Origin of the sequence: Qingrenia yutianensis (assembly GCF_014385105.1) — a bacterium.
In the GTDB taxonomy this organism is placed as follows: domain Bacteria; phylum Bacillota; class Clostridia; order UMGS1810; family UMGS1810; genus Qingrenia; species Qingrenia yutianensis.
Map to the genome: position 1 here is coordinate 141,918 of NZ_JACRTE010000005.1, position 25,056 is coordinate 166,973.

The 25,056-nt window shown below is 44.9% G+C and carries 22 protein-coding genes; 8 read left to right on the forward strand and 14 right to left on the reverse strand.

Annotated elements, in window-relative coordinates:
* Window positions 1-7 precede the first annotated feature (7 nt).
* The 5 genes from H8706_RS06075 to H8706_RS06095 form a co-directional block, all read right to left on the reverse strand.
* On the reverse strand, window positions 8-889 hold the full coding sequence (locus tag H8706_RS06075) for a carbohydrate ABC transporter permease (protein ID WP_262431902.1): 882 nt from the start codon (window positions 887-889) through the stop codon (window positions 8-10).
* A gap of 19 nt (window positions 890-908) precedes the next feature.
* Complete coding sequence (locus tag H8706_RS06080; protein ID WP_262431903.1) at window positions 909-1,826, reverse strand: carbohydrate ABC transporter permease; 918 nt, start codon at window positions 1,824-1,826, stop codon at window positions 909-911.
* Between the two features lie 15 nt (window positions 1,827-1,841).
* A complete protein-coding gene (locus H8706_RS06085) occupies window positions 1,842-3,233 on the reverse strand; it encodes an ABC transporter substrate-binding protein (RefSeq protein WP_262431904.1) in 1,392 nt (463 codons plus the stop codon).
* 102 nt (window positions 3,234-3,335) lie between these two features.
* Window positions 3,336-4,706 (reverse strand): glycosyl hydrolase family 28 protein, encoded by a 1,371-nt coding sequence (locus H8706_RS06090; protein WP_262431905.1) that lies wholly within the window; start codon window positions 4,704-4,706, stop codon window positions 3,336-3,338.
* A 205-nt stretch (window positions 4,707-4,911) separates the two neighbouring features.
* Entirely contained in the window at window positions 4,912-6,471 is a 1,560-nt protein-coding gene (locus tag H8706_RS06095) for a polysaccharide deacetylase family protein (RefSeq protein WP_178347662.1), read from the reverse strand.
* Between the two features lie 132 nt (window positions 6,472-6,603).
* Between H8706_RS06095 and mltG the strand changes: the two genes are divergently transcribed.
* From mltG to H8706_RS06110, 3 genes are all read left to right on the forward strand, one after another.
* Window positions 6,604-7,590 (forward strand): endolytic transglycosylase MltG, encoded by a 987-nt coding sequence (gene mltG / locus H8706_RS06100; RefSeq protein ID WP_262431906.1) that lies wholly within the window; start codon window positions 6,604-6,606, stop codon window positions 7,588-7,590.
* Between the two features lie 67 nt (window positions 7,591-7,657).
* Window positions 7,658-7,942: a hypothetical protein gene (locus H8706_RS06105; protein WP_178347660.1), complete on the forward strand. Its 285-nt coding sequence runs from the start codon at window positions 7,658-7,660 to the stop codon at window positions 7,940-7,942.
* A gap of 3 nt (window positions 7,943-7,945) precedes the next feature.
* Window positions 7,946-9,388: a nicotinate phosphoribosyltransferase gene (locus H8706_RS06110; RefSeq protein WP_262431907.1), complete on the forward strand. Its 1,443-nt coding sequence runs from the start codon at window positions 7,946-7,948 to the stop codon at window positions 9,386-9,388.
* Between the two features lie 489 nt (window positions 9,389-9,877).
* On the opposite strand, the gene H8706_RS06115 is transcribed toward H8706_RS06110, so the two are convergent.
* The gene (locus H8706_RS06115; RefSeq protein ID WP_262431908.1) at window positions 9,878-11,332 is read right to left on the reverse strand and encodes a peptidoglycan D,D-transpeptidase FtsI family protein; all 1,455 of its coding nucleotides are present in this window, start codon (window positions 11,330-11,332) and stop codon (window positions 9,878-9,880) included.
* 81 nt (window positions 11,333-11,413) lie between these two features.
* On the opposite strand from H8706_RS06115, the gene yunB reads away from it, so the two are divergent.
* Complete coding sequence (gene yunB, locus H8706_RS06120; protein ID WP_262431909.1) at window positions 11,414-12,073, forward strand: sporulation protein YunB; 660 nt, start codon at window positions 11,414-11,416, stop codon at window positions 12,071-12,073.
* Window positions 12,074-12,129: 56 nt separating this feature from the next.
* Here yunB and H8706_RS06125 read toward each other — a convergent pair whose 3' ends face one another.
* The 8 genes from H8706_RS06125 to lonB all read right to left on the reverse strand — a co-directional run bounded on the left by H8706_RS06125 (window position 12,130) and on the right by lonB (window position 21,625).
* The gene (locus H8706_RS06125; RefSeq protein ID WP_262431910.1) at window positions 12,130-13,245 is read right to left on the reverse strand and encodes a JAB domain-containing protein; all 1,116 of its coding nucleotides are present in this window, start codon (window positions 13,243-13,245) and stop codon (window positions 12,130-12,132) included.
* Between the two features lie 28 nt (window positions 13,246-13,273).
* A complete protein-coding gene (locus tag H8706_RS06130; RefSeq protein ID WP_394354536.1) occupies window positions 13,274-14,107 on the reverse strand; it encodes a TlyA family RNA methyltransferase in 834 nt (277 codons plus the stop codon).
* On the reverse strand, window positions 14,104-15,939 hold the full coding sequence (dxs, locus tag H8706_RS06135; RefSeq protein ID WP_262431912.1) for a 1-deoxy-D-xylulose-5-phosphate synthase: 1,836 nt from the start codon (window positions 15,937-15,939) through the stop codon (window positions 14,104-14,106). The genes H8706_RS06130 and dxs overlap by 4 nt, the downstream gene beginning before the upstream one ends.
* 2 nt (window positions 15,940-15,941) lie before the next feature.
* A complete protein-coding gene (locus tag H8706_RS06140; RefSeq protein ID WP_262431913.1) occupies window positions 15,942-16,523 on the reverse strand; it encodes a hypothetical protein in 582 nt (193 codons plus the stop codon).
* A 771-nt stretch (window positions 16,524-17,294) separates the two neighbouring features.
* On the reverse strand, window positions 17,295-18,887 hold the full coding sequence (locus tag H8706_RS06145; RefSeq protein ID WP_262431914.1) for a radical SAM protein: 1,593 nt from the start codon (window positions 18,885-18,887) through the stop codon (window positions 17,295-17,297).
* Window positions 18,884-19,570 carry a ribonuclease III gene (gene rnc, locus H8706_RS06150; protein WP_262431915.1) on the reverse strand — a complete coding sequence of 229 codons (687 nt, stop codon included), beginning with the start codon at window positions 19,568-19,570 and terminating at the stop codon, window positions 18,884-18,886. The genes H8706_RS06145 and rnc overlap by 4 nt, the downstream gene beginning before the upstream one ends.
* A 60-nt stretch (window positions 19,571-19,630) precedes the next feature.
* Window positions 19,631-19,858, reverse strand: a complete 228-nt coding sequence (locus H8706_RS06155; protein WP_178347529.1) for an acyl carrier protein — start codon at window positions 19,856-19,858, stop codon at window positions 19,631-19,633.
* An 87-nt stretch (window positions 19,859-19,945) separates the two neighbouring features.
* Entirely contained in the window at window positions 19,946-21,625 is a 1,680-nt protein-coding gene (gene lonB, locus H8706_RS06160; RefSeq protein WP_316636591.1) for an ATP-dependent protease LonB, read from the reverse strand.
* Between the two features lie 131 nt (window positions 21,626-21,756).
* On the opposite strand from lonB, the gene H8706_RS06165 reads away from it, so the two are divergent.
* From H8706_RS06165 to H8706_RS06180, 4 genes are read left to right on the forward strand one after another with little or no spacing between them, the layout of a single operon-like run.
* Window positions 21,757-22,161, forward strand: coding sequence for a hypothetical protein (locus H8706_RS06165; RefSeq protein WP_178347527.1), 405 nt, complete (start codon window positions 21,757-21,759; stop codon window positions 22,159-22,161).
* Window positions 22,145-23,098 (forward strand): DUF1385 domain-containing protein, encoded by a 954-nt coding sequence (locus H8706_RS06170; RefSeq protein WP_262431916.1) that lies wholly within the window; start codon window positions 22,145-22,147, stop codon window positions 23,096-23,098. The genes H8706_RS06165 and H8706_RS06170 overlap by 17 nt, the downstream gene beginning before the upstream one ends.
* The gene (gene prmC, locus H8706_RS06175) at window positions 23,092-23,976 is read left to right on the forward strand and encodes a peptide chain release factor N(5)-glutamine methyltransferase (protein ID WP_262431917.1); all 885 of its coding nucleotides are present in this window, start codon (window positions 23,092-23,094) and stop codon (window positions 23,974-23,976) included. The genes H8706_RS06170 and prmC overlap by 7 nt, the downstream gene beginning before the upstream one ends.
* A 4-nt stretch (window positions 23,977-23,980) precedes the next feature.
* A complete protein-coding gene (locus H8706_RS06180) occupies window positions 23,981-25,054 on the forward strand; it encodes a metallophosphoesterase family protein (RefSeq protein WP_262431918.1) in 1,074 nt (357 codons plus the stop codon).
* Window positions 25,055-25,056 lie beyond the last annotated feature (2 nt).

Sequence of the window (25,056 nt, forward strand, 5' to 3'; positions counted from 1 at the left end):
ATCTCTCCTAACCTTTAATTCCGCTTAAAGTAAAGCCCTGAATTATGTATTTCTGGAAGAAAATAAACAAAATCGTGGGCGGTAAAATCGAGAACGACAAAAGCAAAACCAATTCGTCGAGCGGAATGAGGTTTTGAATTGAGAAAAGTTCCACCATTACCGTTATTCTCTCTTTGTCGCGCAGAACAAGATACGGCCAGAAAAAGTCGGACCAAGCCTCGCGCAGTGTGAGAATAACCATTGTAACCACAACGGGTATGCAAAGCGGAAGTATGATTTTGGGGATAATTTTAAACTCACCGCACCCGTCTATGCGCGCCGCCTCGATAAGCGCCTGAGGCAAGCCATCGAAAAAGCTTTTGAACACAATTATTTTAAACGCGCTCGCGCCGTACATTATCCACATCGGAATATTTGTGTTGATAAGGTTAACGTTAAGCACGGGAAAGTTTAAAATGTTTTTATAAACCGGCACCATTGCGGTTGCGTTTGGCACCATAAGCGAAAATGTAATGAGCATAAGCACAAGTTTTATGCCCTTCGGCTTAAGGCGCGAAATAACATAGCCTGCAAGACCGTTCATAACCACCGCCGTTACAATACAGCCGAGAGTTAAAACTATGGTGTTTATGTAGTATTTCACAAACGAATATTTGTTCCAAACGTCGGCTATTTTTCCGGCGTTAAAGCTTCTCGGTATAATCGTGGGAGGCATTGCGTAAAACTCTTTAACGTCCTTTACCGCGGAGAGCATAACCCATATCGGCGGAAAAAGACACACAAAGGCAACCAGAATAAGAAAAGCAAATATCACCCAATACATAACTCTGTATTTTGGTTTTTTGATGTCTATAGAGCTTATAAGCCCCATTTTGTTTTTGTACTGCATTAAAATTTTCCTCCTTTCTTCAGTCTTTCGCCTTTGTCATTTTAAAGTAAACAATACTGCCTGCAATGAGTATAAGGCACACGATAACGCTTAAAGCGTTCGCCTTGTCCATAGCGCCGTTGCTGAACATATAGTTATACGTCAGCATCATAACGGTTGTGGACGCCTCGTTCGGACCTCCGCCCGTCATAGCGAGCGGTTTTTCAAAGCTTTGGAACACGCCGAGTATCTGCATAATTGCCATAACCCTTACAAGCGAGCTTAAATGCGGAAGTGTTATGTGGCGCAGTTTTTTGAAAAATCCCGCGCCGTCTATTGCCGCCGCCTCATAGAGCGCCAAGTCGACCGACTGCAAATCGGCAAGATACAAAATCGTTGTGGGTCCGAAACCGCTCCAGGTTGTTACAACCGTGATTATCGGAATCGTTATCCGCGCGTCCTGAAGCCACTGGCTCGCAGGAAGGTGAAGATAACCCAAAATAACGTTTAAAAATCCGTCCGTGCCCGGTTCAAGCAATATTTTCCACATAATCGCGGTTACCATTCCGGGGATTATCGCCGGGAAATACACCGAAAATCTGAAAAATCCCTTGCAGTGCACCAGCTCGTTTAGCATAATCGCAAGAATTATCGGAATGGGAAGTCCGATTAAAAGCGACCAAAACGTGTATTTGCACGAATTGAGCATTGCTTTTGAAAGCGACGAGTCGGACAAAACGTCTTTGAAATTTTTAAGTCCGACAAATTCTTTTATTTCAAATCCCTGTGTTTTGAAAAATGCCAGTATTCCACTCGATATAAACGGTTGCCAGTTAAATACAATAAACCCGATAAGCGCGGGCGCTATCAAAACCCACGCAACCAAATCTTTGCGCACGGTGAGGACAGATTTTAAAAAAGGATTTTTTCTGTTTTGCAAAATTGATTTATCTGTCATATTTTTTCCTCTTTCCTACTGTTTGTCAAGATAATCCTTCTGGAACGTTTCGCTCGCGTCGTGAATGATTTTCGCGCAGTCCGCGTTCGGGTCGGTAAGAACGTTTTGCATAGCGGTTGACAAAAGCGCATACAAATTCTGTGCGCAAACGGGTTCCTCCTGCTGAATTTTAACCGTGTCGGGGTATGCGTTTGTCCAGTACAAAGGATTGGCGTTGCTGTATTTTTTGTAAAGCGCGTCGTCTATCGAGGTGCGCTCTTTGTTAACCCAAAGTTTTAACGATTTCGGCACTACAAGCTTATCTGCGGCGATGTCCGCTTTGAGCGACTCCTCAAGCTTTGTTTCGTAGTCTTTGCCCACGTTCGGGGTAATTCCCAAAAATTCAAACCATTTGAATGCCGCGTCAACCTGTTTTTCGTCGGTATTGTTTGAGAACATATAAATGTCGCCGCCGACCTGTGATACCTGTGCGGACGGACCTTTCATAACTGGACCGTATGCGATTGCGTCCTTGTCGGTTTTATATTTCGTCACGATGGACGCAGGCGCGGATTCCGCCAATATGCACATACCTATTCTGTCGGTCGCAAGAAGTTTTTGCAGTTCGTTAGAGTCGATAAGCACGTTTGACGCAAAAACGCCGTGCTTCCATTTTAAATCCTTAATATATTCAAGCGCCGCAACAGCCTCGGGTGTGTCAAACGTTGACACCCATTTGCCGTCGGGCTTTTGCTCCATAAATTTAACGCCGTACGACCACGCAATGTTCATAAACGCCCAGCCGCCCTCTTTGTTTGCGGTCTGAATTGCATAACCGGGGATACCTGTTTTTTCTTTTATGATTTTCGCCGTTTCAACAAGCTCGTCATACGTTGTCGGAAGCTTTAACGAACCGTCGGAATTTACAAGTCCGGCTTTTTTAAACACGTTAACATTGTACGCCATACCTATCATATATCCCGAATACGGCACACCGTAATATTTTCCGTCTTTCATAGAAATTTTCATAATGTCGGGGTTTATGCCCTTGTCATAGCCGTATTCCGTCACCGCTTTTGTGATGTCGAGCGCATAACCTGCGTTTATAATCTGCTGAGGCTCGGTGAACGGCTTTCTGTAAACGTTGGGGAGCTGGTTTGTCGCCGCAAGAACCATAAAGTTGTCAATTCCGTAGCCCTCCTCGTCGGGGATAATGGTGATGTTGGGATAAAGCTTTTTCATTTGGTCAAGATATGTATCATACAGCGCGTGTCTTTCCGCGTCGGTTTCGCTGTTGGGCCAATAGCTGATTGTAACCGACACACTGTCGTCGTCCGAGTTGACTTTTTTCACTCCGCCGCCGCATCCGCTTAATGTGAGCGACGCGATAAGAACTGCCGAGCATAACGGTAATAAATGTTTTTTCATAATTTTCCCTTCCTTTTTGTAAGATTTCGTATTTTTATTATAAGTCTTAAAACACATAAAAGTCCATTTTCTGTTTTTTGAAACGGCTATCAGTTTTTTGTTTTATATGCTTTCGCACTCAAATTTACCGTCGCTTTTCCGCACTGTTATGCCGTTTTTGTGATATTGCGACACAACGTTTTCGAGCGTGATTTCATTTTTGTCCTGCCAGCTTAAAATTAGCGGATTTGATGTGTTATTTTTAATTTCAACATTTTTAAGCGTGATATTTTCAAAGTTGTTTATGTGCATAAATGCCGTGTTTTCAAATCCTTTTCTAAACGACACCGACAAATTTGTCATTTTAAAGTTTATTTTTTCGTCCGCACTGCCGTAGCACACAAGGGGCATAGATATGTTTTCGGCTTTTATATTATCAAACTCAAACGACAAAAGCGGTGCGCCCTTTTGCCACGTTTCGTTGCCCGAATAATTGTAATGAAAAAGACGGTCGGCAAAATTTATTCCGCACTCACGCACAATTATGTTTCCGGGCTTTGTATCTATCGGAAAAGCAATGTCCGCATAATATGTAAACGCGCTGAGCATATTTTTGCGCGCGTTTGATGCGTCGCTTATTTTTCCGCTCATTTTTTCTTCTTTTGTAAGACCTTTGCGGAAACAGTATCTGCACGGTCCGAAGATTTTGCATTTTTCAATCACCGCATTCGTTGCACCGAGGCGCATTGCACTGCAAGCGGAATTGAGGACGCAGTTTTTCACATAATAGTTGACGTTTGCAAAGCCTGCAAGGCAGTCATCACCCGTGTAAAACTCACAGTTTTCAATGATCACGTTTCGGCACACTTTCGTGTGAAATCCGTCGTGGCCCGCAAGCACGGTGACACCGCGCACATACACATTTTCGCAAAAATGGAGATTGTGCGCCCAGTTGCCCGAATTTTTGACAGTGTAACACTCAAACCGAACGTTTTTGCAATACCAAAAGCTTATTCCGTGAGGTCCGCGGTATTGCTCCTCGTTTTTTTCGTCGTAACAGTCGCGCCCGTCGATATATGAGCCGTCCTCGCCGATAATTCCGCAGTTTTCGGCAAAAATTCCGCGTATTATACCGTTATTCCATCTGCTCCCGACGGTGCGCATAAATGTGTAGTCGCGATTCGGTATACCGGGCGGCTGCCAAAGCTTATTTGTGATGTATTTTTCGTCAAGCGGTTCGGTTTTGTCGTCTAAAAAGTTAAAATAATCGTTGGGATTCCGCGAGCCGATAAGATGCGCATTTTTCAAAAGGTGAATGTAAACGTTGCTCCTTATCCGTATGTCGCCGATAATATAGTCGCCCTCGGGGATTACAACCTCGCCTCCGCCCGATTTAAAACACTCGTCCACAGCGCGCTGAATGTATTCGCTTTGATTTTCGCCCGTGCCCGAAACGGCGCCGAAATCCAAAACCGAAAATTTACGTTTCTCCATATTTTTCTCCTTTGCCTTTTTCGTCTGTTTTCGTCTGATTTAATTATAAAACCGTGCGTAATTTAACGTCAACTGTATGTTTTTACCATAGTATTCCGTTTTTAGATTTTCATATAAACTGTTTTTAATCGGAATTATCAGAATTTTGTTTTTGCATAAAAATAACGCACTGCATACCGCAGTGCGCTGTTGTTGATTGTATATTTTATTTATCACCGATTTCAAATGCTTTCACGGTATAGCCGTGATAACGGAAATCGTCAATCACATCTCCCAAAATCTCGGTGTTGGTTTTCGACACCGCGTGCAGAAGAAAAATTCCTCCGCCGTGTATTTTTTTGGTCACAAGGCTTTTTGCATACGAAACATCGGGCTGATTGTCGGTGAGCCAATCGCGGTACGCAAAACTCCAGAGCATTGTTTTATATCCCAGCATATTTGCGATTGCAAGGCTTTTTTCGCTGTATTCGCCCATCGGCGGTCTAAAAAGATACATCTCATACCCAAAATTTTCGCGGACGTATTTATGCAGACTTATAATTTCGTTTGCACAGTCGGCATTTGAAAGAGTCGGCATAGAATGGTGGTTTGCGCTGTGATTTCCCACAACGTGTCCCTCGTCAATCATTCTGCGGATAAGTCCGTGATTTTTCACCGCGTAGTCCATTGTGATAAAAAACACCGCCGTGCAGTTTTTCTCTTTTAAAACGTCCAGAATTTTGGACGTATAGCCGTTTTCGTAACCCTCGTCAAAAGTAAGATAAATTTTGTCGCTCTTTTCGCCTATAAAAAGCGCGCCGAGGTCTTTGTATTTCTCCTGCAAATTAACCGCCGTTGCCGGACGGTTGTCCGCATCGGTGTTATTGCCCTGACCGTAGCCGTTCTTGACGCCCGAAAGACCTGAAATTTTGTCAAACGAAAGGGGCAAATCAACTTTGTTATTGTAAAATTTCACCTTTTCGTCGCCGATATATCTCACACCGCCCGACGTCACGAAATTAAGCTTCAAATCGCAGTCCGCTTTTTTCGCGAGGACGATTATATCACCGCTTGCGTCAACGTTTGAAAGCTCGGCATTTTTCGCTCCGCCTCCGATAATTATGTTGCCGTCGACCGACATATCGCTCAAAATAACGCCGTCGCCGTTTATCACAATGCTTTTGTCACAGTTTATCGAAAATCTGCCGTTTCCGAGGTAGTCCGCAGAAATAAGCCTGTTTATGATATACACCGTTTCGGCGCGTGTTATAGGCTCGCGTAGGTCTGTGTTAAAAAACGAATTGGGGAGCGCAAAACGTTTTGCAACCGCGCTGACATATTCTTTCGCCCACGCGTCATAGCTTGCGTCGGCGTAAACATACTCCGTTTCACCGCCTATGTAAAACGCTTTTGCGATGAGGCAAACCGCCTCCTGCTTTGAAATATTGCCCGTCGGATAAATTTTTCCGTCACCGTCACCCTGCATAATGTTAAACTTGTTTAAGCACAAAACCGCGTCGGTATACCAAGTGTCCGAAAGGTCTGAAAACGTGTTTTCGCTTTTGTCGGAAAGTGCAAAAAGACGGTTGAAAATCACTGCCGCCTCACCGCGTGTGATAAACCCGTCGGGATTGAATTTTCCGTCGTATCCCTCAATAATTTTACTGTCCGAAAGTTTTTCTATATCCTCCTTTGCCCAGTGCCCTTCAATATCCGAATAGGAAGCACCGAAACAAAGCGTATTAAGCATAAAAACAAACACCAAAAAAGCGCATAATTTTTTCATCTTATCCCCTCCGAGATTATTTTAACATTTTAATAAAAAATATACAATACTTTTGCGAAAATTTATTATGTTGAAATTTATGGTAAATTGTGGTATAATACTTATATATACGCAAAAATCGAGGTGAAATGAGTGAAAAAATTTATTTTTATCATTATAATCGCGCTTGCCGTTTTTGCGGTTTATCCGTATGCGTCGGAGTTTTTCGTAAAAACCGACAAAATCGGCGAGGACGTTGTTTTTACCGTTGCGAGCGGCGAAAACGCAAAGGACATTGCAAAAAATCTTAAGGCAAACGGGCTTATCAAAAACGAAATTCTGTTTTCGTTAAAGCTTAAAACCACAAATTCCGCAACAAAATTAAGGAGCGGAACGTTTAACCTTAACACGGGAATGAGCCTTTCAACAATCATAACAAAGCTTACAACCGAGGGAGGAGGCGACAGTTTTACGCTTGTTGTTCCCGAGGGGTATTCTGCGGAGCAGATTGCACAAAAGCTTGAAAACGACGGCATTATGAGCGCGGACGCGTTTTTGTCGGCAATGTCGGACGAATACGGTTATGATTTTATCAAAAAAATTCCCGACCGCGAGTTTAAATACAAACTTCAGGGATTTTTGTTTCCGCAGACCTACGAATTTTTCAAAACCGCAGCGGCGCACGAAATTATCGACACAATGCTGGGCGAATTTGAAAAACAGTATTCAAAAATCGGCGATATTAAAAACATAGACTACGACACCGTTGTTTTGGCGTCACTTGTGGAGCGCGAGGCAAAGCTTGATTCCGAGCGCGGAAAAATTGCCGGCGTTATAAAAAACAGGCTTAATGAAAATATGCTTCTGCAAATTGACGCAACGGTGGTTTATGCCATAACAAACGGGCTTTACAATGCGGACAAGGTTTACTACAAAGACCTTGAAAATCCGTCGCCGTACAACACCTACAAATACAAAGGACTTCCCGTCGGCGCAATTTGCAACCCCGGTATAAAGTCATTAAAAGCGGCGCTTATGCCCGACATTCACAAGTATAAATTCTATCACACCGACGAAAATAAAAAGGACGGAAGCCATATTTTCACCGAAAATTATGACGAACATATGGCAAGCCAGTAAATTTTTCTTTACATATTGCGCAAAATATGGTAAACTGAAATGAGTATGATTTAAAGGAGCGATTTTTATGGCGAAAAAGAAAACCGAGGAACAGACAGTTTTTTTATATAAAGGAATACCGCTTACAAGGCACGGCAACGTTATAATATACGGCGACGTTAATGACAAATATTATCTTCGTATGTCGGTGCTTAAAACAAAAACGGTGAAAGACGTTGAAATTCCGCAGTATATTTACATCGAGCTTATTTCGTCAAAAGACGACAAAACAGTGAAAAAAGCCGAGCGCGAGGATATGTACGAGGCGCTTGACATCGGCGGTTTTTGGCTTGCGGAGGCACTTGAGGGATAACTTATGAAAAATAACGCAAATTACACAATGCTCACAGATTTTTATGAAATCACCATGGCAAACGGCTACCTTGAAAAAGGCTTTTGCGACAGAGAAGTTTGCTTTGATATGTTCTTCCGCAAAATCCCCGACGGAGGCGGATTTGCCGTTATGGCAGGTGTTGAACAGCTGGTTGATTATCTTGAAAATCTTCATTTTGACGAAAGCGACATAGAATTTCTGCGCTCCAAAAATATGTTCTGCGGCAAGTTTTTGGACTATCTTAAAAACTTTAAATTTGAGTGCGACGTATGGGCGATTGAGGAGGGGACACCGATTTTCCCCGGCGAGTCGATTGTTAAGGTGAAAGGTCCTGTTATGCAGGCGCAGTTTATCGAAACAATGCTTCTTCTCACAATCAACCATCAGAGCCTCGTCGCGACAAAGGCAAACAGAATTGTCCGCGCGGCGAAAGGCAGACCTGTTATGGAATTCGGTTCTCGCCGTGCACAGGGTCCGAACGGCGCTATTGACGGCGCGCGTGCGGCATACATCGCCGGCTGCTGCGGTACTGCCTGCACAATTTCCGACGTCCGCTACGGCATACCGGCGCTCGGAACAATGGCGCACAGCTGGGTTCAGCTTTTCGACTCGGAATATGAGGCTTTTTGCGCATATGCCGAGATTTATCCCACAAATTGCACGCTTTTGATTGACACCTACAACGTGTTAAAATCGGGACTTCCCAATGCGATAAGAGCGTTTAACGACGTGCTTGTTCCGAAGGGAATACGTCCTGCCGGTGTAAGAATCGACAGCGGTGACATAACATATTTGAGCAAAAAAATAAGAAAAATTCTCGACGCAGAGGGCTTTGGCGACTGCAAAATCGTCGCGAGCAACTCGCTCGACGAATATATTATCCGCGACCTGCTCGACCAAGGCGCAATGATTGACTCGTTCGGCGTGGGCGAAAGGCTTATCACGTCGCGCTCCGAGCCTGTTTTCGGCGGTGTTTACAAGCTTTGCGCAGTGTATGACGAAAACGGCAGAGAAATCCCGAAAATCAAGCTTTCGGAGAACGTTGCGAAAATCACAACTCCTTGCGCGAAGAATGTTTACAGACTTTATGAAAACGAAACGCACAAGGCGATTGCCGACGTTTTAACGCTCGAAAAAGAGGACGCGCCGAGCGGCGAATATGAGATTTTCGACCCCGAGCACACCTGGAAGAGAAAGACGATTACCGATTTTTATGCGAAAAACCTTTTGGTTAAGATTTTTGACAAAGGCAAACGCGTGTATGATTTGCCTGACATCGAGAGCATAAAACAAAAGTGCAAAACCGAGGTGGACAACCTCTGGGACGAGGTGAAACGCTGGGAAAATCCGCATAATTATTATGTTGATTTGTCGCTCGATTTGTGGAAAATTAAAGATGAACTTTTGAACAAGAAGTCGTTTTAAGACAGCGTGATGGTTTGTAAGGGTGTTTCCCTTACAAACCCTTTTTGTTTTTCCTTAATGTTACAGTTTTCCCATCATATCAAAAATAGGTTATCGTAATTTTTCTTTTGCTCCGCAGGCACCGCTTTTGGCGCAAAAGCGGTGGGAAAACGTGGGGGTTTCGATTCCCCCACACCCCACAAACGACAAGGGCTCTGCCCTTGACCCGTTCTGCAAACGTTAATTTTTCGGCGAACGGTTTATTTCTGGTTTTTGTTTGAAAAATATTTTCGATTATCTGTTGTTTGAATGATTTGATTGTTACGAGGGGTCTTGGGGTGAAACCCCAAGCCGTTTAGGGGTGCGGGGGAATCGGAACCCCCACGCTTTTGAGGCACTTTTACTCTAAAAGTGCCCCCGCGGAGCGAGAAGAAAAAATAACATATTTTATGTTTTTGATATGACACAGTAAACTGCAATTTTAAAGAAGAATTGTAAGGGAAACCTCCCTTACTCCGTAATCCCCCTCGCTATATCCAAAAATACCTTTCCTGCCTCCGCACCGCTCTGTCCGTTTTCGAGGAACACCGCCATTGCATATTTCGGTTTTTCATACGGGAAAAATCCCACAAACCAGCCGTGAACCATAAGAGAACCGTTTTCCTCCCAACCCGTCTGCGCACTGCCCGTTTTTCCGCATATTTTCAATTTTTTGTCATACGCTGTTCTGCCCGTCCCCTGCGCGACTGCAAGGTACATCATATCCTTTATTTTATCGGCGGTGTCACGGCTCACAACCTGTTTTTCGCTCTCGTAATAAAACCCGCCGTCACCGCCGTTGTCAAACGCTTTTCCCTTGACAATATTAACGTTTTTCATCACACCGCCGTTTGCGATAACCGCCGTCATACGCACCGCCTGCAACGGTGTAATCATAATCTTCCCCTGCCCTATCGCGCTGTTCGCGGTGTCGCACCTTGTCGGACCAACCTCGGCACTGCCGTGTTTTTCGCCGTCTATACCGCACACAATTTCGCCTATCCCGAATTTTTTCGCCATATCGCACAGCTTATCAGAACCCGCCGAAATTGCCAAATCATAAAAACAAACATTGCACGACTTTGCAAAAGCGCTGTAAAAATCAAGTTCGCCGTGCCCTTCTTTTTTGTTGCACACAAATTCTATGCCGTCGATATTTTCCGCACCGGCACAAAAATCGGTAAAATTTTCGCCGACTGCGCCGTTTTCCAGCGCCGCCGCGGCGGTTACGATTTTAAAAATACTGCCTGCGTTATACTCCGACACCGCGCGGTTTATAAGCTCCGTTCCGCCGTTTTTTATATATTTTTCAACGTTATTCTGGTCAAAATCGGGGCGTGACGCCATTGCAAGAACGTCAAAGCTTTCAACGTCCAAAACCACTGCCGCGCCGTTTTTTCCGCACTTGTCAAGCGCGTTTTCCGCCGATTTCTGAATGTGATAATCAAGCGTCAGCTGTATGCCCTTTTGCATTTCGCCGTCGTTTTTCACCGTTTCGGGCAAAGCTTTTATGCTGTTGCTGTTGACGTCGCCGATTGAGCTGAAAACATAGCTTCCCTCGCCCGAAAGATACGAATTAAACCGTTTTTCAAGTCCGCTCGCGCCGTCGTTTTTCGCGTCGACGTAACCTACCAAATGACGCGCAAGACTGCGCTCGTCGTAACGCTTTGTTACGTTGTAGCGCACGCTTTTCCCGTTGCCGTCGTCCTTTTTTAGAATATAACTTCGGCCATCGACGAACGGGATATAATTTCGGTCGTAAATCATACCGCGGTAGATTTTCACGGTTGTGGGAATAAGGTGCTGTTTCGACGCGGCATAGGTAAATTTTTCCTTGTCGAAAATCACGATTTTCAGCATAACAACGAGCAAAAGCGCACAGCATACCGCAAAAATTTTAAAAACCGATTTGCATCTTTTTTCCATTTATCTCACCAAAAATCAGTATCCCACGCGCGGTGTAAATTTATTCGCGCATAACGCATATAATGAATACGGGTGAGCAAAATGTTCAGAAAAAGACGGCGGATTTTTCCGTTTTTTATATTTTTTCTTGTCACGGCGGTTTTGGTTTTTTCCGCGTCGTTTGTGCGTCCGCTGGTGATGTCGGTTGCAAACACGCACCTTAAAAACACCGCCGTGCGCATAATAAACACCGCGGTGCTGAAAAATCTCTCCGACGGGAGCGCGGATTACAGCGATATTGTAACGGTGTCGAAGGACGCAAACGAGCGCGTGAGCGCGCTTTCGGTGAATTTTTCGCAGGTGAACAAAATCAAGGCAGGGCTTACGCTCGACATTTTAAACGGCATAACAAAATCGGACCGCGCCGACATTGCAATACCGCTCGGAAACTTTTTTTCAAACGAATTTATGTGGGGAACGGGTCCGAAAATACCGTTTAAAATTATGCCGAACCCAACTGTTGACGTGAATTTCCGCGACGATTTTACGTCGGCAGGAGTGAACCAAACGGTGCACAAAATCTATCTTGACGTTGACGCAAACGTGTCTGCCGCCGTGCCAGCGGTGAAAACGGGCGCGCGCGTGAAAACGTCGTTTCTCATTGCGCAAACCGTGATTGTGGGCGAAGTGCCCGAAACATACACGGGAATTAACGAAATTCCCGGAAGCATTGAGGACTACATACTCGACGTTACGCCGTAGAATAAGCAAAAATATGCACCTCAAAACCGAGGTGCATAAAATTTTAATCATTTATTTTAATACATTCCGCGCGTATCTCTGCCGATCATTCCGCGCTCTGCAAGGCTTGTATACCGGTCGTTGCAGCACACGATATGGTCAATCAGCGGAACGCCTATACCGTCGAGCAGTTTGCTGATTTTATCCGTAACTCTTATGTCGTTATCCGACGGGTGGACGCAGTTGCCGGTATGGTTATGTGCAATGGCAACGGTGTTTGCCCTGTATTTTATAACACTTTTCAAAACCTTGCGCGGATAAAACGCAGTTTCGTTTTCCGTACCCTTGCTTATGGGCGCAACCTTTTTGAGCCTGCGCTTTGCGTCCAGAATAAGCACAATAAAGTTTTCTTCGGGGTGCAGTTTGAAATAATCGGTGCAGAACCCGCCCATCACATCTTTATTCGGGAGCGGTATGCCCTCTTTCTTATAGGAATTTAGAAAAATTATAAGCTGACGGCAAAAATTGATAAGAAGCGCGCTTTTATCTCCCACGCCCTTAACATCGCGGAGGTCGGAAATATCGGCTTTGAGAACATCCTCAAGACTTCCGAACTCGTTTATAAGGCGATGCGCAATCGGGTTTGTGTCACGGCGCTTATATACAAAATACAAAAGAAATTCCAGAACCTCGTGCTCGGCAAAACCCTCCAGACCGAGATTTTCATAGCGCTCATAAAGACGCGCGCGGTGTCCGCTGTGAATATTTTCGTCCGGCTCATCCTCGGCGGTTTCGTCATCGGCGTCATCTTCAAAGCCGTTTGTATGCGCACCGGTATCGCTGAATTTAACCGAAATAACCTTCGGTTTTTCCGTCTTTTCGGTTTTTTTCGTTTCCGAATTTTCTGATTTATCTTTTTCGGATTTTTTGTCCGGCTTAATTTCTTTCTTTGCGCTCTTTGCCTTGTCCGCAAAGGTGAAGTCTATGTCAAATTTTATATCGGATATGTCACCGCCGGTCTGAACGTCCGTTTCTGCAAGATTTTCCGCGCCGTTAAGACTGTCCGACAAAACTTCAATTCCGAACCTTTCATCAATGCCTACCGTTTTGTAACCGCTTCCGTCCGCTTTCGGAACAAAGGCCTGTTTGCCGACAAACAAAGTGCCGTCGGGAAAATTCATCTTATTGTTCATCGCCAAAATTCCTTTCTTTAATAAAATTTCAGTTTTCCGTCGTATGCGCCGAATTTACAACGTTTTCCGCGGTTTCTTCCTGATTTTCTTCGCCGATAATTCCGCTTGTTTCGGCATTTTTCGACAAAAACATCAAAAATTCTATGTTTCCCTCGGGGCCTTTAATAGGTGAAAAATCAAGTCCTATGGGGTAAAGATTTGATAAGCGCGCGAGGTTTAAACAGTTTAAAATAACCTTTTTATGCACCTCTTTGTCGCGCACAACGCCTTTTTTGCCTACCTCCTCGCGTCCTGCCTCAAACTGCGGTTTGATAAGCGCAACGCACAGTCCGTCATTCGACAAAAGCGAATAAACAACGGGAAGAATGTGCTTTAGCGAGATAAAAGAAACGTCTATCGAAACAAAATCAATATCGTCTTTTATAAGCTCCAAATCGAGATACCTCACGTTTGTGCGCTCGATATTCACCACGCGTTCGTCGTTTCGCAGTTTCCACGCAAGCTGACCGTAACCGACATCGATGGAATACACCTTTTTTGCGCCGTTTTGAAGCATACAGTCGGTAAATCCGCCCGTTGACGCGCCGATGTCGACGCACACCCTGCCGTTAAGGTCAATGTCAAAAACATCTACCGCCTTTTCAAGTTTAAGACCGCCCCGGCTGACGTATTTAAGCGTGTTTCCGCGTATTTCGAGAAAGTCGCCGTCACCCGTTTTGTCGCCTGCCTTGAGCGCCTTTTGCCCGTTGACGTAAACAATCCCCTCCATTATGTATGCCTTTGCCTTTTCTCTGCTCTCGGCAAGACCTTTATTAACAAGCGCCGTATCCAATCGTTCTTTCAAGCTAAAACCCCTAATCATAAATTATTCAAAGCATTTTCTATTTTTTCGGCAACGCCCTTGCCGTCAAGACCGTATTTTTCAAAAAGTTCACGCGCTTTTCCGTGCGGAATAAATTCGTCGCCCCAGCCGATATTAACAAAATTTCTGATGTTTGAATTTACCGCGAGATAGCTTCCGAAACCGCCGTTTACAAGGTTGTCCTCCAGCGTGAAAACAAGCTTGCATTTTTTGGAATATTCCTCCAAAAGCGCCATGTCAAACGGCTTTACACTGCGAACGTTTATGTGTGCAGCGGATATATTTTTCTCTTTTAAAATTTTAACCGCGCTTTTCGCGATTTTGTTCATTCTGCCGACCGCAAAAATCGCCGCGTCATATCCGTCGTTTACAACGCACGCCTTGCCGATTTCAAAATCCGGCAAACTGTCGTCAAGCGAAATTGCACCGCGCGGATAGCGTATCGCAACGGGCGAATTTGCCTCATACAGCGCGTATTTCATCATCTGTTCAAGCTCTTTATAAGTTGTGGGCGCCAAAATTTTCATATTCGGCATATGCGAAAGATACGACAAATCGAAAATTCCCTGATGCGTTTCGCCGTCCTCGCCCACAATTCCTGCCCTGTCCACAAGAAAAACAACGTTTAAATTTTGCAGGCAAACGTCGTGGATAAGCTGGTCGTACGCACGCTGTAAAAACGTGGAATACACCGCAACCACGGGCTTTAAACCTCCTGCCGCCATACCTGCCGCGGTGGTGACCATATGCTGTTCGGCAATGCCGACATCAAAAAACCTTTTCGGGAATTTTTTCGCAAAATCGCAAAGTCCGCACCCGGCACCCATTGCCGCGGTGAGCGCGACGATTTTTTCATCTTGCAGCGCAAGGCTTTTTAAAATTTCGCCCGACGCAGACGAAAAACTAATCGCATTTTTGGTTATAATTGTAGCTTTTCTGCTCACTCCGTGAAATTCTTCGGGGTGCGTTTCCGCGCTTTCGTAGCCCATTCCTTTTTTTGTGAACGTGTGTATAAGAACAGGTCCGTCAAGCTCTTTTGCGCGCTCAAAAACCTTTGTGAGCATTTCGATATTATGCCCGTCTATAATTCCGATATATGTAAATCCGAGATTTTCAAAAACTCCGCCGGCAATGGCAGAATATTTAAACGCGTCTTTTACTGTTGAAATAGCGTGTTTTGCAACATCTCCGGCTTTTCCCATTTTTGAAAGCAGATTGTTAACGCTGTCTTTTGTGTGAAGATATTTTTTCGCCGTGCGCAGACGCGAAAGATATTCCGACATTCCGCCGACGTTTTTTTCGATAGACATTTCGTTGTCGTTCAAAATTACCAAAAGCTTCGTTTTGCTTGTGCCTGCGTCGCTCAAAGCCTCGTAAACCATACCTCCGCCCAGTGCGCCGTCGCCGAGAAACGCACAAACGTTGTAATCCTCTCCGAGAAGGTCGCGCGCACGCGCCATTCCGAGCGCCGCCGACACCGATGTGCTTGCGTGCCCTGCCGCAAAAGCGTCATATTCGCTTTCGGACGGCTTGGGAAATCCCGAAAGTCCGCCCATTTGACGGATTGTAGAAAATTTTTCATACCGCCCCGTGAGCATTTTGTGAACGTAGCTTTGATGCCCGACGTCAAACACGATTTTGTCTTTCGGGCAGTCAAAAACAAGGTGATATGCCAGCGTAAGCTCCACAACACCCAGGTTTGACGCAAGATGACCGCCTGTTTTCATAACGTTTTCCACAAGCGCACGGCGGATTTCTCCGCACAGTGCAGGGTAATCCTGCTTATTTATTTTTTTTAAATCATCGGGAGATTTAATTTTTTCAAGAAACATTTTCAGCGCTCTTTCTTCTTTTGTTTTTTACCGCCGGCTTTGCCGAATGTGAAGATATTTTTGATAAAATGCATAACAATGCCTGCGCCCTGAATGATGTCGTGGCTCTTTGTCATTGCAACGTTTTTGCCCGCCGCCTTTCCGCCGACCGTCACCGCCGCAACAATTCCCGAAAGGACGAGGTTTAAAAACATCTCATCGCCGTTGTGATATTTCACCGCGATAATCGTTACAATCGCGCCGGCAAGTCCGCCCGACACAACGCCGACGGTATCGCCGATAACATCGTTGCAGATGTTTGACACCTTTTCCGCGCTTCTTATAAGCGAAATTGCCTCTTTTCCGCCGGGTATGCCTTTTGCGTTGCGCGCGTGAAACGGCGTTTCGGACGCGCTTGTTACCGCAATTCCGACAATGTCAAAAATAATGCCGATTAAAACCACGCACACCAGCACAAAAAACGCCCAGACAATACTCACCTTTTCAATGAGCAGATTTGTCACCACGTTGATTGATACCGACAAAAAAAAGGTGAATACGGTAATTTTAAGCGGCCAGAGATTATATTTTTTCTGTTTTTTCATTTCTCTTTAAAAAAATCCTCGCAAATATTTTTTGATAAATATACAAAAACGGGCGCAAAACCCGTTTGAATTTAAAATAAAAGTGGTATTATACGAAGTAAAATTTACGGCTTAGGTTCAGTTGGATTTCCCGCCGCGCCGCCGCTTCGTCGCCAAAACGGCAGTTTCCTATTAAGGCACAGCATACCCTGTCGCCAAAGATATGACTGAATTGCCACTTAGTCCGCACTGCAATCCCCCGTATAACACAGCCTAGGAGTTTTCCTCAACGGTCGTGTCAACTCTTATCCTCTTTTGCAAGCACCATTTCAAACCCTATAACGCGCCGTCCAAAGGCCATTAGAAAGCGCGTCTGACGGTTATCCGTATTTGCTCACTCAAGGCAGGCTACTCTGCTCACAGCATATTGTTACCTACACCGCAAAACAGGTTACAGCCTAAACCGTAGCGCAAAGCATTATAGAAAGGTACTTTGCCTTTTTGGAAAAAGGTTCTTTTCAAAAAGACTAAAGCCCTTTGACTAACCGCCACGAATTTAGGTCTCCGCGGTAAAAGGGACAACGCCCGTATGCCGTTACGGGTCTGCCCTTAAACCTTAACTCCCAGCATCTGCCCCAAACTGGGCGTAAGAAGCAAACACAAGGAACTTCATCGATATGCCCTTTAGTGGATTTTTAGGCCCACCTTACAAGCTAACAGATCCGACTAGGATACTGCACCACTTATTAGCTAAATATTATATCATATTATTTAAAAAAAGTAAATATTTTTTTATAAAATTTTTATATCGCCTTTTTTCAGCGCGTTGTCGGTTTTTGTTTTTATGTTAAGACGGTATTTTTTCCAAAAATACTGCCTGTTTTCCTTTTTATATCCCGACACTGCGGCGATGTCCTTACTGTTTGCAAAAACGGTTATTTCGCCTTTTGCGCCGTTTTGCAAAACATATTTTTCTATTTTTTTCTTATACATCAGCGTTTCCGCCATTTCCCTTATTGCAGGGTGATACGGTCCTGTCACGGTGTTTTCGTTCACCTCGCCGGTGGTCTGAAGTCCCACGCGGATAACGTTAATTTTGTTTGCATAAAACTTTTCAAGAATTTCCGACAGAATTTCAACCGTAAATTCAAGCGAAAGAGGCGTGTAGCTTCCCTTTTTCATCATATCGAAAAGCGCCGTATCTTCTATCACAAGCGTGGGATAAACCCTTACGCAATCGGGTTTTAGGCTTATTATGTCATCACAGGTTTTGAGCATTTTTTCTTTTGTGTCGCCCAAAAGTCCAAGCATCATTTGAAGTCCCAGCGAAAACCCGTGTTCTTTTATAAGGCACGCCGACTTAAACACCGCGTCCGCACTGTGTCCGCGTCCGCTTTTTTTCAGCACGTCGCTGTCGGTTTTTGTTTTTATGTTAAGACGGTATTTTTTCCAAAAATACTGCCTGTTTTCCTTTTTATATCCCGACACTGCGGCGATGTCCTTACTGTTTGCAAAAACGGTTATTTCGCCTTTTGCGCCGTTTTGCAAAACATATTTTTCTATTTTTTTCTTATACATCAGCGTTTCCGCCATTTCCCTTATTGCAGGGTGATACGGTCCTGTCACGGTGTTTTCGTTCACCTCGCCGGTGGTCTGAAGTCCCACGCGGATAACGTTAATTTTGTTTGCATAAAACTTTTCAAGAATTTCCGACAGAATTTCAACCGTAAATTCAAGCGAAAGAGGCGTGTAGCTTCCCTTTTTCATCATATCGAAAAGCGCCGTATCTTCTATCACAAGCGTGGGATAAACCCTTACGCAATCGGGTTTTAGGCTTATTATGTCATCACAGGTTTTGAGCATTTTTTCTTTTGTGTCGCCCAAAAGTCCAAGCATCATTTGAAGTCCCAGCGAAAACCCGTGTTCTTTTATAAGGCACGCCGACTTAAACACCGCGTCCGCACTGTGTCCGCGTCCGCTTTTTTTCAGCACGTCGCTGTCGGTTGACTGGACGCCCAGCTCGATTGCCGTAAAACCGTAATTTTTAAGGCGGTTAAGGCAATTTTCGTCTATCGCGTCGGGACGGGTTGAACATCTTATACCGTTCACCTCGCCCGATTTCAAATATTTATACGCAATATTGCAAAGTGCGTTTTGAATATCCAAATCTATCGCGGTGAAGCTTCCGCCGAAAAACGCAATTTCAACGTATTTTCCGCCCTTTGAATATTTTTTAATTGTTTCAAGATTTTCTCTTATAAAGCCGTCAACCTCGGCATAATCGAGCACGCTTTTTTTGCCGGTGATTTTTTTTTGATTGCAGAAAACACAGTTGTGCGTGCACCCGATATGCGGTACAAAAACGGGGATATTATAGTATCTCATTTTATGCCCAGCCTCATACACGCTTCTTTTGCCGCCGCCTGCTCTGCGGTTTTTTTGCTTTTGCCCTTGCCCTCACCGCATTTTTTTCCGTCCACCGAAACCGCGTAAACATAGCGTTTGTCGTGGTCGGGACCGCTCTGCGAAACAAGCGTATATTCCACACTCTTTGCATATTCCTGAGCGTATTCCTGCAAACGCGTTTTGTATTCCAGAATTTTCGGATTTTTGCCCGAATATTCGTTTATATATTTAACGGTAAAATTCAAAATAACCCTTTTTGCCTCGTCCATTCCGCCGTCGAGAAAAATGCCTGCAAAAACCGCCTCAACCGCGTCTGCGATTATGGATTTGCGCTCTCTTCCGCCGTTTAATTCCTCGCCCCGGCTGAGATACAGGCACTCGCCTATGCCGATTTCCGCGGCGATTTTGTCCAGCCCTTCCTCGCACACAACACTTGCGCGGATTTTAGACAAATCGCCCTCACTGCTGGTTTTTAAGTGATTGAAAATGTATTCCGACACCACAACCGACAGCACGCTGTCGCCCAAAAATTCCATACGCTCGTAGCACTTTGCGCCTTTCACCTCGTTTATGTATGAGCTGTGCGTAAGCGCAGTTTTCAAAAGGCTGACATTTTTAAATTTATACCCTATTTTTTCCTGAAGTTTATCTAATTTATTCATATTTTCACCTAACCGAAATCAGGCATCAGATGCTCGAACATCTGATGCCCTTTTCTTAAATCAGTTTACTTTTGAGTTGATATAGTTCATTGCGTCCGAAACGGTAACAATATTTTCCGCCTCTTCTTCGGGAACCTCAATTTCAAATTCTTCTTCAATAGCCATAATAAGCTCGACCATATCAAGCGAATCCGCACCGAGGTCATCTATAAACGACGCTTCGGGAGTAACTTTGCTTTCGTCAATTCCGAGCTGCTCGACAATAATATTCTTAATTTTTTCAAACACCCTTTTTCACCTCCAAAAATTCTGCTATAAGGTATTTACCCGCTTTTTGTCCCTTTAAACAAAAATTTTGGAAATTTTTGTGTTTTTTTATTTTCCGCTGTTTACCTCGCTCGCGCTTGCAATCATAAGCTTTTCGCCCGGAACGTATACACCCTCGTTTTCAGCGGTGTTAAAGCAAATTTTTATAACGTCTTTAATGTTGTCGGCGCAGATTATCTCAATCGGCAAATCCTCAAACGTTCGGCGGTAGTTGTCGCGCGGAATTATCACGCGTTTGATATTCGCATTTTGCGCCGCCTCGATTTTGGACGCCACACCGCCCACAGCATAAACCGAGCCGAGAATGGAAACCTCGCCGGTAAGTGCAATATCAGACGGCATTTTGATGTTTTTCACCGCCGAATAAACCGCGCAGACAAGCGCAATTCCTGCCGACGGACCGTCAACGGGAATACCGCCGGGGAAGTTTATATGAATGTCAAAATCGGCGGTGTTTATTCCGAAAACGTTCTTTAAAACCGTCACTGCGTTTTCCACCGACTCTTTCGCGGTGCTCTTTTTAATGAGCCGTCTTCCGCGCATTTCAAGCTGTTCGCTCTCGATAATTCCGCTCACCGAAACGCTTCCGCCGTTTGCGCTTTTCTTCGCCGATGCCTCGATTTTCATAAAATATCCCGTCGACAAATTTGCCACCGAAAGACCGTTTACAACGCCGACTTTCGGTTCGGACGCGCACTTTGCAATGACCTTTGGCTGATATTTTCCCACCTGTAAAACCCACTCGGTGTCTTTCACCGTCACGTTTTTTCTGCCCTCGGTCGCCGCGGCGCTGATTGACGTTTGAATAATGCTCACCGCGTCGCGCCCGTTGTCGGCAAACTGCGAAATAAGTTCGCACACGCCGTCCTCAAGCGACACGCCCGCATTTTTTGCGGCATTTTCGGCAATTTTTTCAACGCTGTTTTTGTCCAGCGCGTTAAAATAAATCTCCACACAGCGCGAGCGCAGAGCAGGCGGAATTTCTTCGGGATTTCGCGTCGTTGCGCCCACAAGACGGAAGTCGGCAGGCATACCGTCGCGGAAAATTTTGTGTATATGCAATGGAATATTTTTGTCACCGCTCGCATAATACGCGCTCTCAAATTTCACGCGTCTGTCCTCCAATACTTTCAAAAGACGGTTGAGCTGAATGGGGTGCAATTCACCGATTTCGTCGATAAAAAGCACACCGCCGTGCGCATTTGACACCGCGCCCGGTTTGGGCTGGGGAACTCCCGCGTTGCCGTATGCGCCCGAACCCTGATAAATAGGGTCGTGCACCGAGCCGATTAACGGGTCGGCAATGCTCCGCTCGTCAAACTGCAAAGTGGTTGCGTCGGTTTCGATAAACTTCGCACTCGGCAAAAACGGCGAACACGCAGTGTGCTTTGCACGCTCCAGAATAAGCCGTGCCGCCGCGGTTTTGCCCACGCCCGGGGGTCCGTAAATAAGGACGTGCTGAGGATTAGGTCCGCAAAGCGCGGCTATAAGCGCTTTTACCGCCTCCTCCTGCCCTACAATTTCGCTCAAATTTTTCGGACGCGTTTTCTCGGAAAGCGGTTCGGCAAGCTTTATTTTTTCAAGAGCATTAAGCTTTTCAAGCTCTTTTTTCGACTCTCCCGTAACGGCATTCTGACTGCTTCTCTGCGAATAAAGCAATGAAAAAAAGTATATTCCCACCACTGCGGAAAAGAAAAACTGCAATGTCATAATCACTGTATTTATCAACTTTCTTCCCTTCTTTCCACTTATAATTTTTGCATATAAAATTTTATTATTCAAATTTTTATATTGAATTTTTATTTTGTTTGTAGTATAATCAATACAAGTGTATTTATCAGTAAAGCGAGGTTAATTTTGTGAATTATTTCAGTGAACATAAAAAGGCTTTTACCGCAGTCATTATTGCGGTTCTGGCAGTGCTGGCGGTTTGCGTTTTTGCGTTTTCGCAAAGAAAACACTGCAAAAGCGAAAACAGAAATGCGGTTCAGTCGCAGAGCACCGATACAGAAGTTAAAACGGACGAAAATAAAACAGGCGGAACAGACAAAAACACCGATAAAACCGACGGTGCAAAATCGGCGGAAAGTCCGCTTAAAGAGGGCGAAAGCCTGGAAAAGCTTGTAGACGATTTCAACACTCTGCCCGACGGCGAGGAAAAGGAAAAGGTGCGCAAGCGTCTTGAAGAAATTTTAGCCGAGGCGGAAAAACAGTCGCCGGCAAACAGTGCAAATCAGGAGGATAACAATGGCAAAGACCAATAACGAAAAAGTGCATAAAACCAGCATCGGCGGTCAGGCGGTTATGGAGGGCGTTATGATGCGCGGACCGAAAGAAATCGCCACGGCGGTGCGGAAATCAAACGGCGAAATTATAATCGACAAAAAAGAAGTAAGCTCGGTTTTTACAAAATATAAATTTTTGAAAATTCCGATTTTGCGCGGTGTAATCTCGTTTTTCGAGTCGATGATTACCGGCGTGAAATGCCTTATGTTTTCCGCCGAGCAGGCGGATTTGGAGGACGGCGAAGATTACAAGCCGTCGAAATTCGAGCAGTGGCTGGACGACAAATTCGGCGACAAGGTTAAAGATATTGTGATATATTTTTCGGTTTTCGTGTCGCTCATTTTCAGCGTGGGACTATTCATTCTTCTCCCCACGGTGCTTGTCGGGTGGCTGAAAAAATTCATTGTCAGCGCGCCTGTTTTGTCGCTCTGCGAGGGCGGTGTGAGAATTGTGATTTTCCTTGCGTACCTGTTTTTGGTGTCGCGTATGAAAGACATTCAGCGCGTTTTTGAGTATCACGGCGCGGAACACAAGACCATTGCGGCATACGAACACGGCGAGGAATTAACTCCCGAAAACGCGCGCAAATATTCGCGTCTGCACCCGAGATGCGGAACAAGCTTTTTGCTTATCGTTATGATTATCAGCATAATATTTTTCTCGTTTTTAAAGTGGGAAACCGTTTGGCAGAGAATGCTTTACAGACTGCTTCTTTTGCCCGTGGTTGCAGGCGTTTCGTACGAAATCATAAAATTTGCCGGCAGGAGCGACTCAAAGCTTGTGAAATGGCTCACTTCGCCCGGTCTTGCACTTCAGCTTCTCACCACGCGCGAGCCCGACGACAGCCAGCTTGAAGTTGCCATTGCGGCGCTCAAAAGCGTTTTGACGGGAAACAAAGACGACGACAAATGGTAGAAAATAATTTGAATTTTGACAAAAACAGCACAATCGGCGAACTGAAATTCTGCGCGCAGAAAATGCTTTTGCAATGCGGAATTGAACGTCCTCAAACCGACGTTACGGCAATGCTTAAACACATTTTAAAATGTGACGAAATTTACCTTGTCACACACAAAAACAACATTTTGCCGACCGAAAAGTTTGCCCAATTTAAAGATTTTTTGGAAAAGCGTAAAAACGACGTTCCGCTCGGCTATATTCTGGGCGAAAAAGAGTTTATGTCACTCAAATTCTGCGTTGACGAAAACACGCTTATCCCCCGTCCCGACACCGAAACGGTGGTTGAAGAGGTTATCGCGCGGACAAAAACGGGCGATAAAATTCTCGATTTGTGCACGGGGAGCGGTGCGATTGGAATTTCGTGCGCGAAATACACCTCGGCACAGTGCGTTGTGTGCGTTGACAAATTTGAAAAAACCCTTGCGGTTGCCGAGAAAAACGCCCGTATCAACGGCGTTTCGGACGTCTGCGAGTTTATACGGCTCGACGTTTTGGAAAATCTTTCAGATCTTAAAAAAGCATACGGAAAATTTGATATTTGCGTGTCAAATCCGCCGTATATCGAAACCGACGAAATTGAAAAGCTTGACAAAACGGTGAAAAATTACGAACCGAAATCCGCTCTGGACGGCGGAAAAGACGGACATTTGTTTTACAGAAAAATCGTCGCGGACGCGGAATTTTTTCTTAAAAAAGGCGGAATTTTGGCTTTTGAAATCGGCTTTGACCAGGCTGACGCGGTTAAAAGCTTAATGACAGAAAAATTTGAAAATACCGTTGTAAAACGCGATTTGGGCGGAAACGACCGCGCGGTAATCGGTATTTTGAGGTGAAAAAATGGTTAAAATTATGCACATTGCAGACGTGCATCTTGACAGAAAAACAGAGGGCTTATCCCCCGAAAAAAGCGCGTTAAGGCGCGCGGAATACAAAGAAACATTTGAAAAAGCAATAAATCTCGCAAAAGAGGAAGATGTTAAAATCATACTTATTGCCGGCGACCTGTTCGACAGCGCTTTAACCGCTGACAGCACGGTGGATTTTGTACGCAAGACGCTTGCGAAAATTCCCGAAATTTATGTATTTATTTCACCCGGCAACCACGACCCTATCGCGAGCGGAATTTATTCGCGTCTTGGTGAAAATTTGAGCGAAAACGTGAAAATTTTCGGCACAAGCCTCGAATGTGTTGAACTCGACGCATTGAACGTGCGCGTTATCGGCGCAGGATTCGACGGCGAATATCAGGAAAACTGCCTGCTTTCGGGCTTTTCCGCGCCTGACGACGGCAAGATAAATCTCGTCTGCATACACGGCGACCTAAAATCTGGCAGTGAATACAATCCCCTTTTGCAAAGCGATATTTCGGGTACCAATGCCGACTACATTGCGCTCGGTCACACGCACGCATATTCGGGCATTTTGACGTCGGGAAAAACTCACTATGCATATTCGGGCGCGCTCGAACCGCACGGTTTTGACGAAACTGGTGAAAAGGGCGTTCTTATCGGAAATATTGACAAGCAAAAAGCGGATTTAAAATTTGTTCCTCTTGAAAAAAGACGATTCAACGTCTGCGAAATTGACGTTTCGGACTGTGAAATTTTTGAAGATGTTATCGGCAAAATCCGCGAAAAATTAACGCGCGCGTCCGACTTTTACAAAATCGTTCTCACGGGCGGAAAAAAAGCGGAAATCAAGCTTGACAAGGCCGTTTTAAACTCGTTTTTTGAAGACAGCGTTTTTTACATAAAATTCTCCGACGAAACGAAATCTCTCCTTGACATTGACGCGCTGTGCGAAGAATACACGTTAAAAGGCATTTGCGCAAAGCGCATAAAAGAGCTTTCTGACGGCGGAAACAAGGAATTTTACGACAAAGTTGCAGACTATCTTTTCGGTCTGTTTTAGGC

Bases quoted from the DNA above. Each gene is read 5' to 3' on its own strand.
- H8706_RS06075 (WP_262431902.1), bottom strand. From the start codon at position 889: ATGCAGTACAAAAACAAAATGGGGCTTATAAGCTCTATAGACATCAAA.
- H8706_RS06080 (WP_262431903.1), bottom strand. From the start codon at position 1,826: ATGACAGATAAATCAATTTTGCAAAACAGAAAAAATCCTTTTTTAAAA.
- H8706_RS06085 (WP_262431904.1), bottom strand. From the start codon at position 3,233: ATGAAAAAACATTTATTACCGTTATGCTCGGCAGTTCTTATCGCGTCG.
- H8706_RS06090 (WP_262431905.1), bottom strand. From the start codon at position 4,706: ATGGAGAAACGTAAATTTTCGGTTTTGGATTTCGGCGCCGTTTCGGGC.
- H8706_RS06095 (WP_178347662.1), bottom strand. From the start codon at position 6,471: ATGAAAAAATTATGCGCTTTTTTGGTGTTTGTTTTTATGCTTAATACG.
- H8706_RS06105 (WP_178347660.1), top strand. From the start codon at position 7,658: ATGGCGAAAAAGAAAACCGAGGAACAGACAGTTTTTTTATATAAAGGA.
- H8706_RS06110 (WP_262431907.1), top strand. From the start codon at position 7,946: ATGAAAAATAACGCAAATTACACAATGCTCACAGATTTTTATGAAATC.
- H8706_RS06115 (WP_262431908.1), bottom strand. From the start codon at position 11,332: ATGGAAAAAAGATGCAAATCGGTTTTTAAAATTTTTGCGGTATGCTGT.
- yunB (WP_262431909.1), top strand. From the start codon at position 11,414: ATGTTCAGAAAAAGACGGCGGATTTTTCCGTTTTTTATATTTTTTCTT.
- H8706_RS06125 (WP_262431910.1), bottom strand. From the start codon at position 13,245: ATGAACAATAAGATGAATTTTCCCGACGGCACTTTGTTTGTCGGCAAA.
- H8706_RS06130 (WP_394354536.1), bottom strand. From the start codon at position 14,107: ATGATTAGGGGTTTTAGCTTGAAAGAACGATTGGATACGGCGCTTGTT.
- dxs (WP_262431912.1), bottom strand. From the start codon at position 15,939: ATGTTTCTTGAAAAAATTAAATCTCCCGATGATTTAAAAAAAATAAAT.
- H8706_RS06140 (WP_262431913.1), bottom strand. From the start codon at position 16,523: ATGAAAAAACAGAAAAAATATAATCTCTGGCCGCTTAAAATTACCGTA.
- H8706_RS06145 (WP_262431914.1), bottom strand. From the start codon at position 18,887: ATGAGATACTATAATATCCCCGTTTTTGTACCGCATATCGGGTGCACG.
- rnc (WP_262431915.1), bottom strand. From the start codon at position 19,570: ATGAATAAATTAGATAAACTTCAGGAAAAAATAGGGTATAAATTTAAA.
- H8706_RS06170 (WP_262431916.1), top strand. From the start codon at position 22,145: ATGGCAAAGACCAATAACGAAAAAGTGCATAAAACCAGCATCGGCGGT.
- prmC (WP_262431917.1), top strand. From the start codon at position 23,092: ATGGTAGAAAATAATTTGAATTTTGACAAAAACAGCACAATCGGCGAA.
- H8706_RS06180 (WP_262431918.1), top strand. From the start codon at position 23,981: ATGGTTAAAATTATGCACATTGCAGACGTGCATCTTGACAGAAAAACA.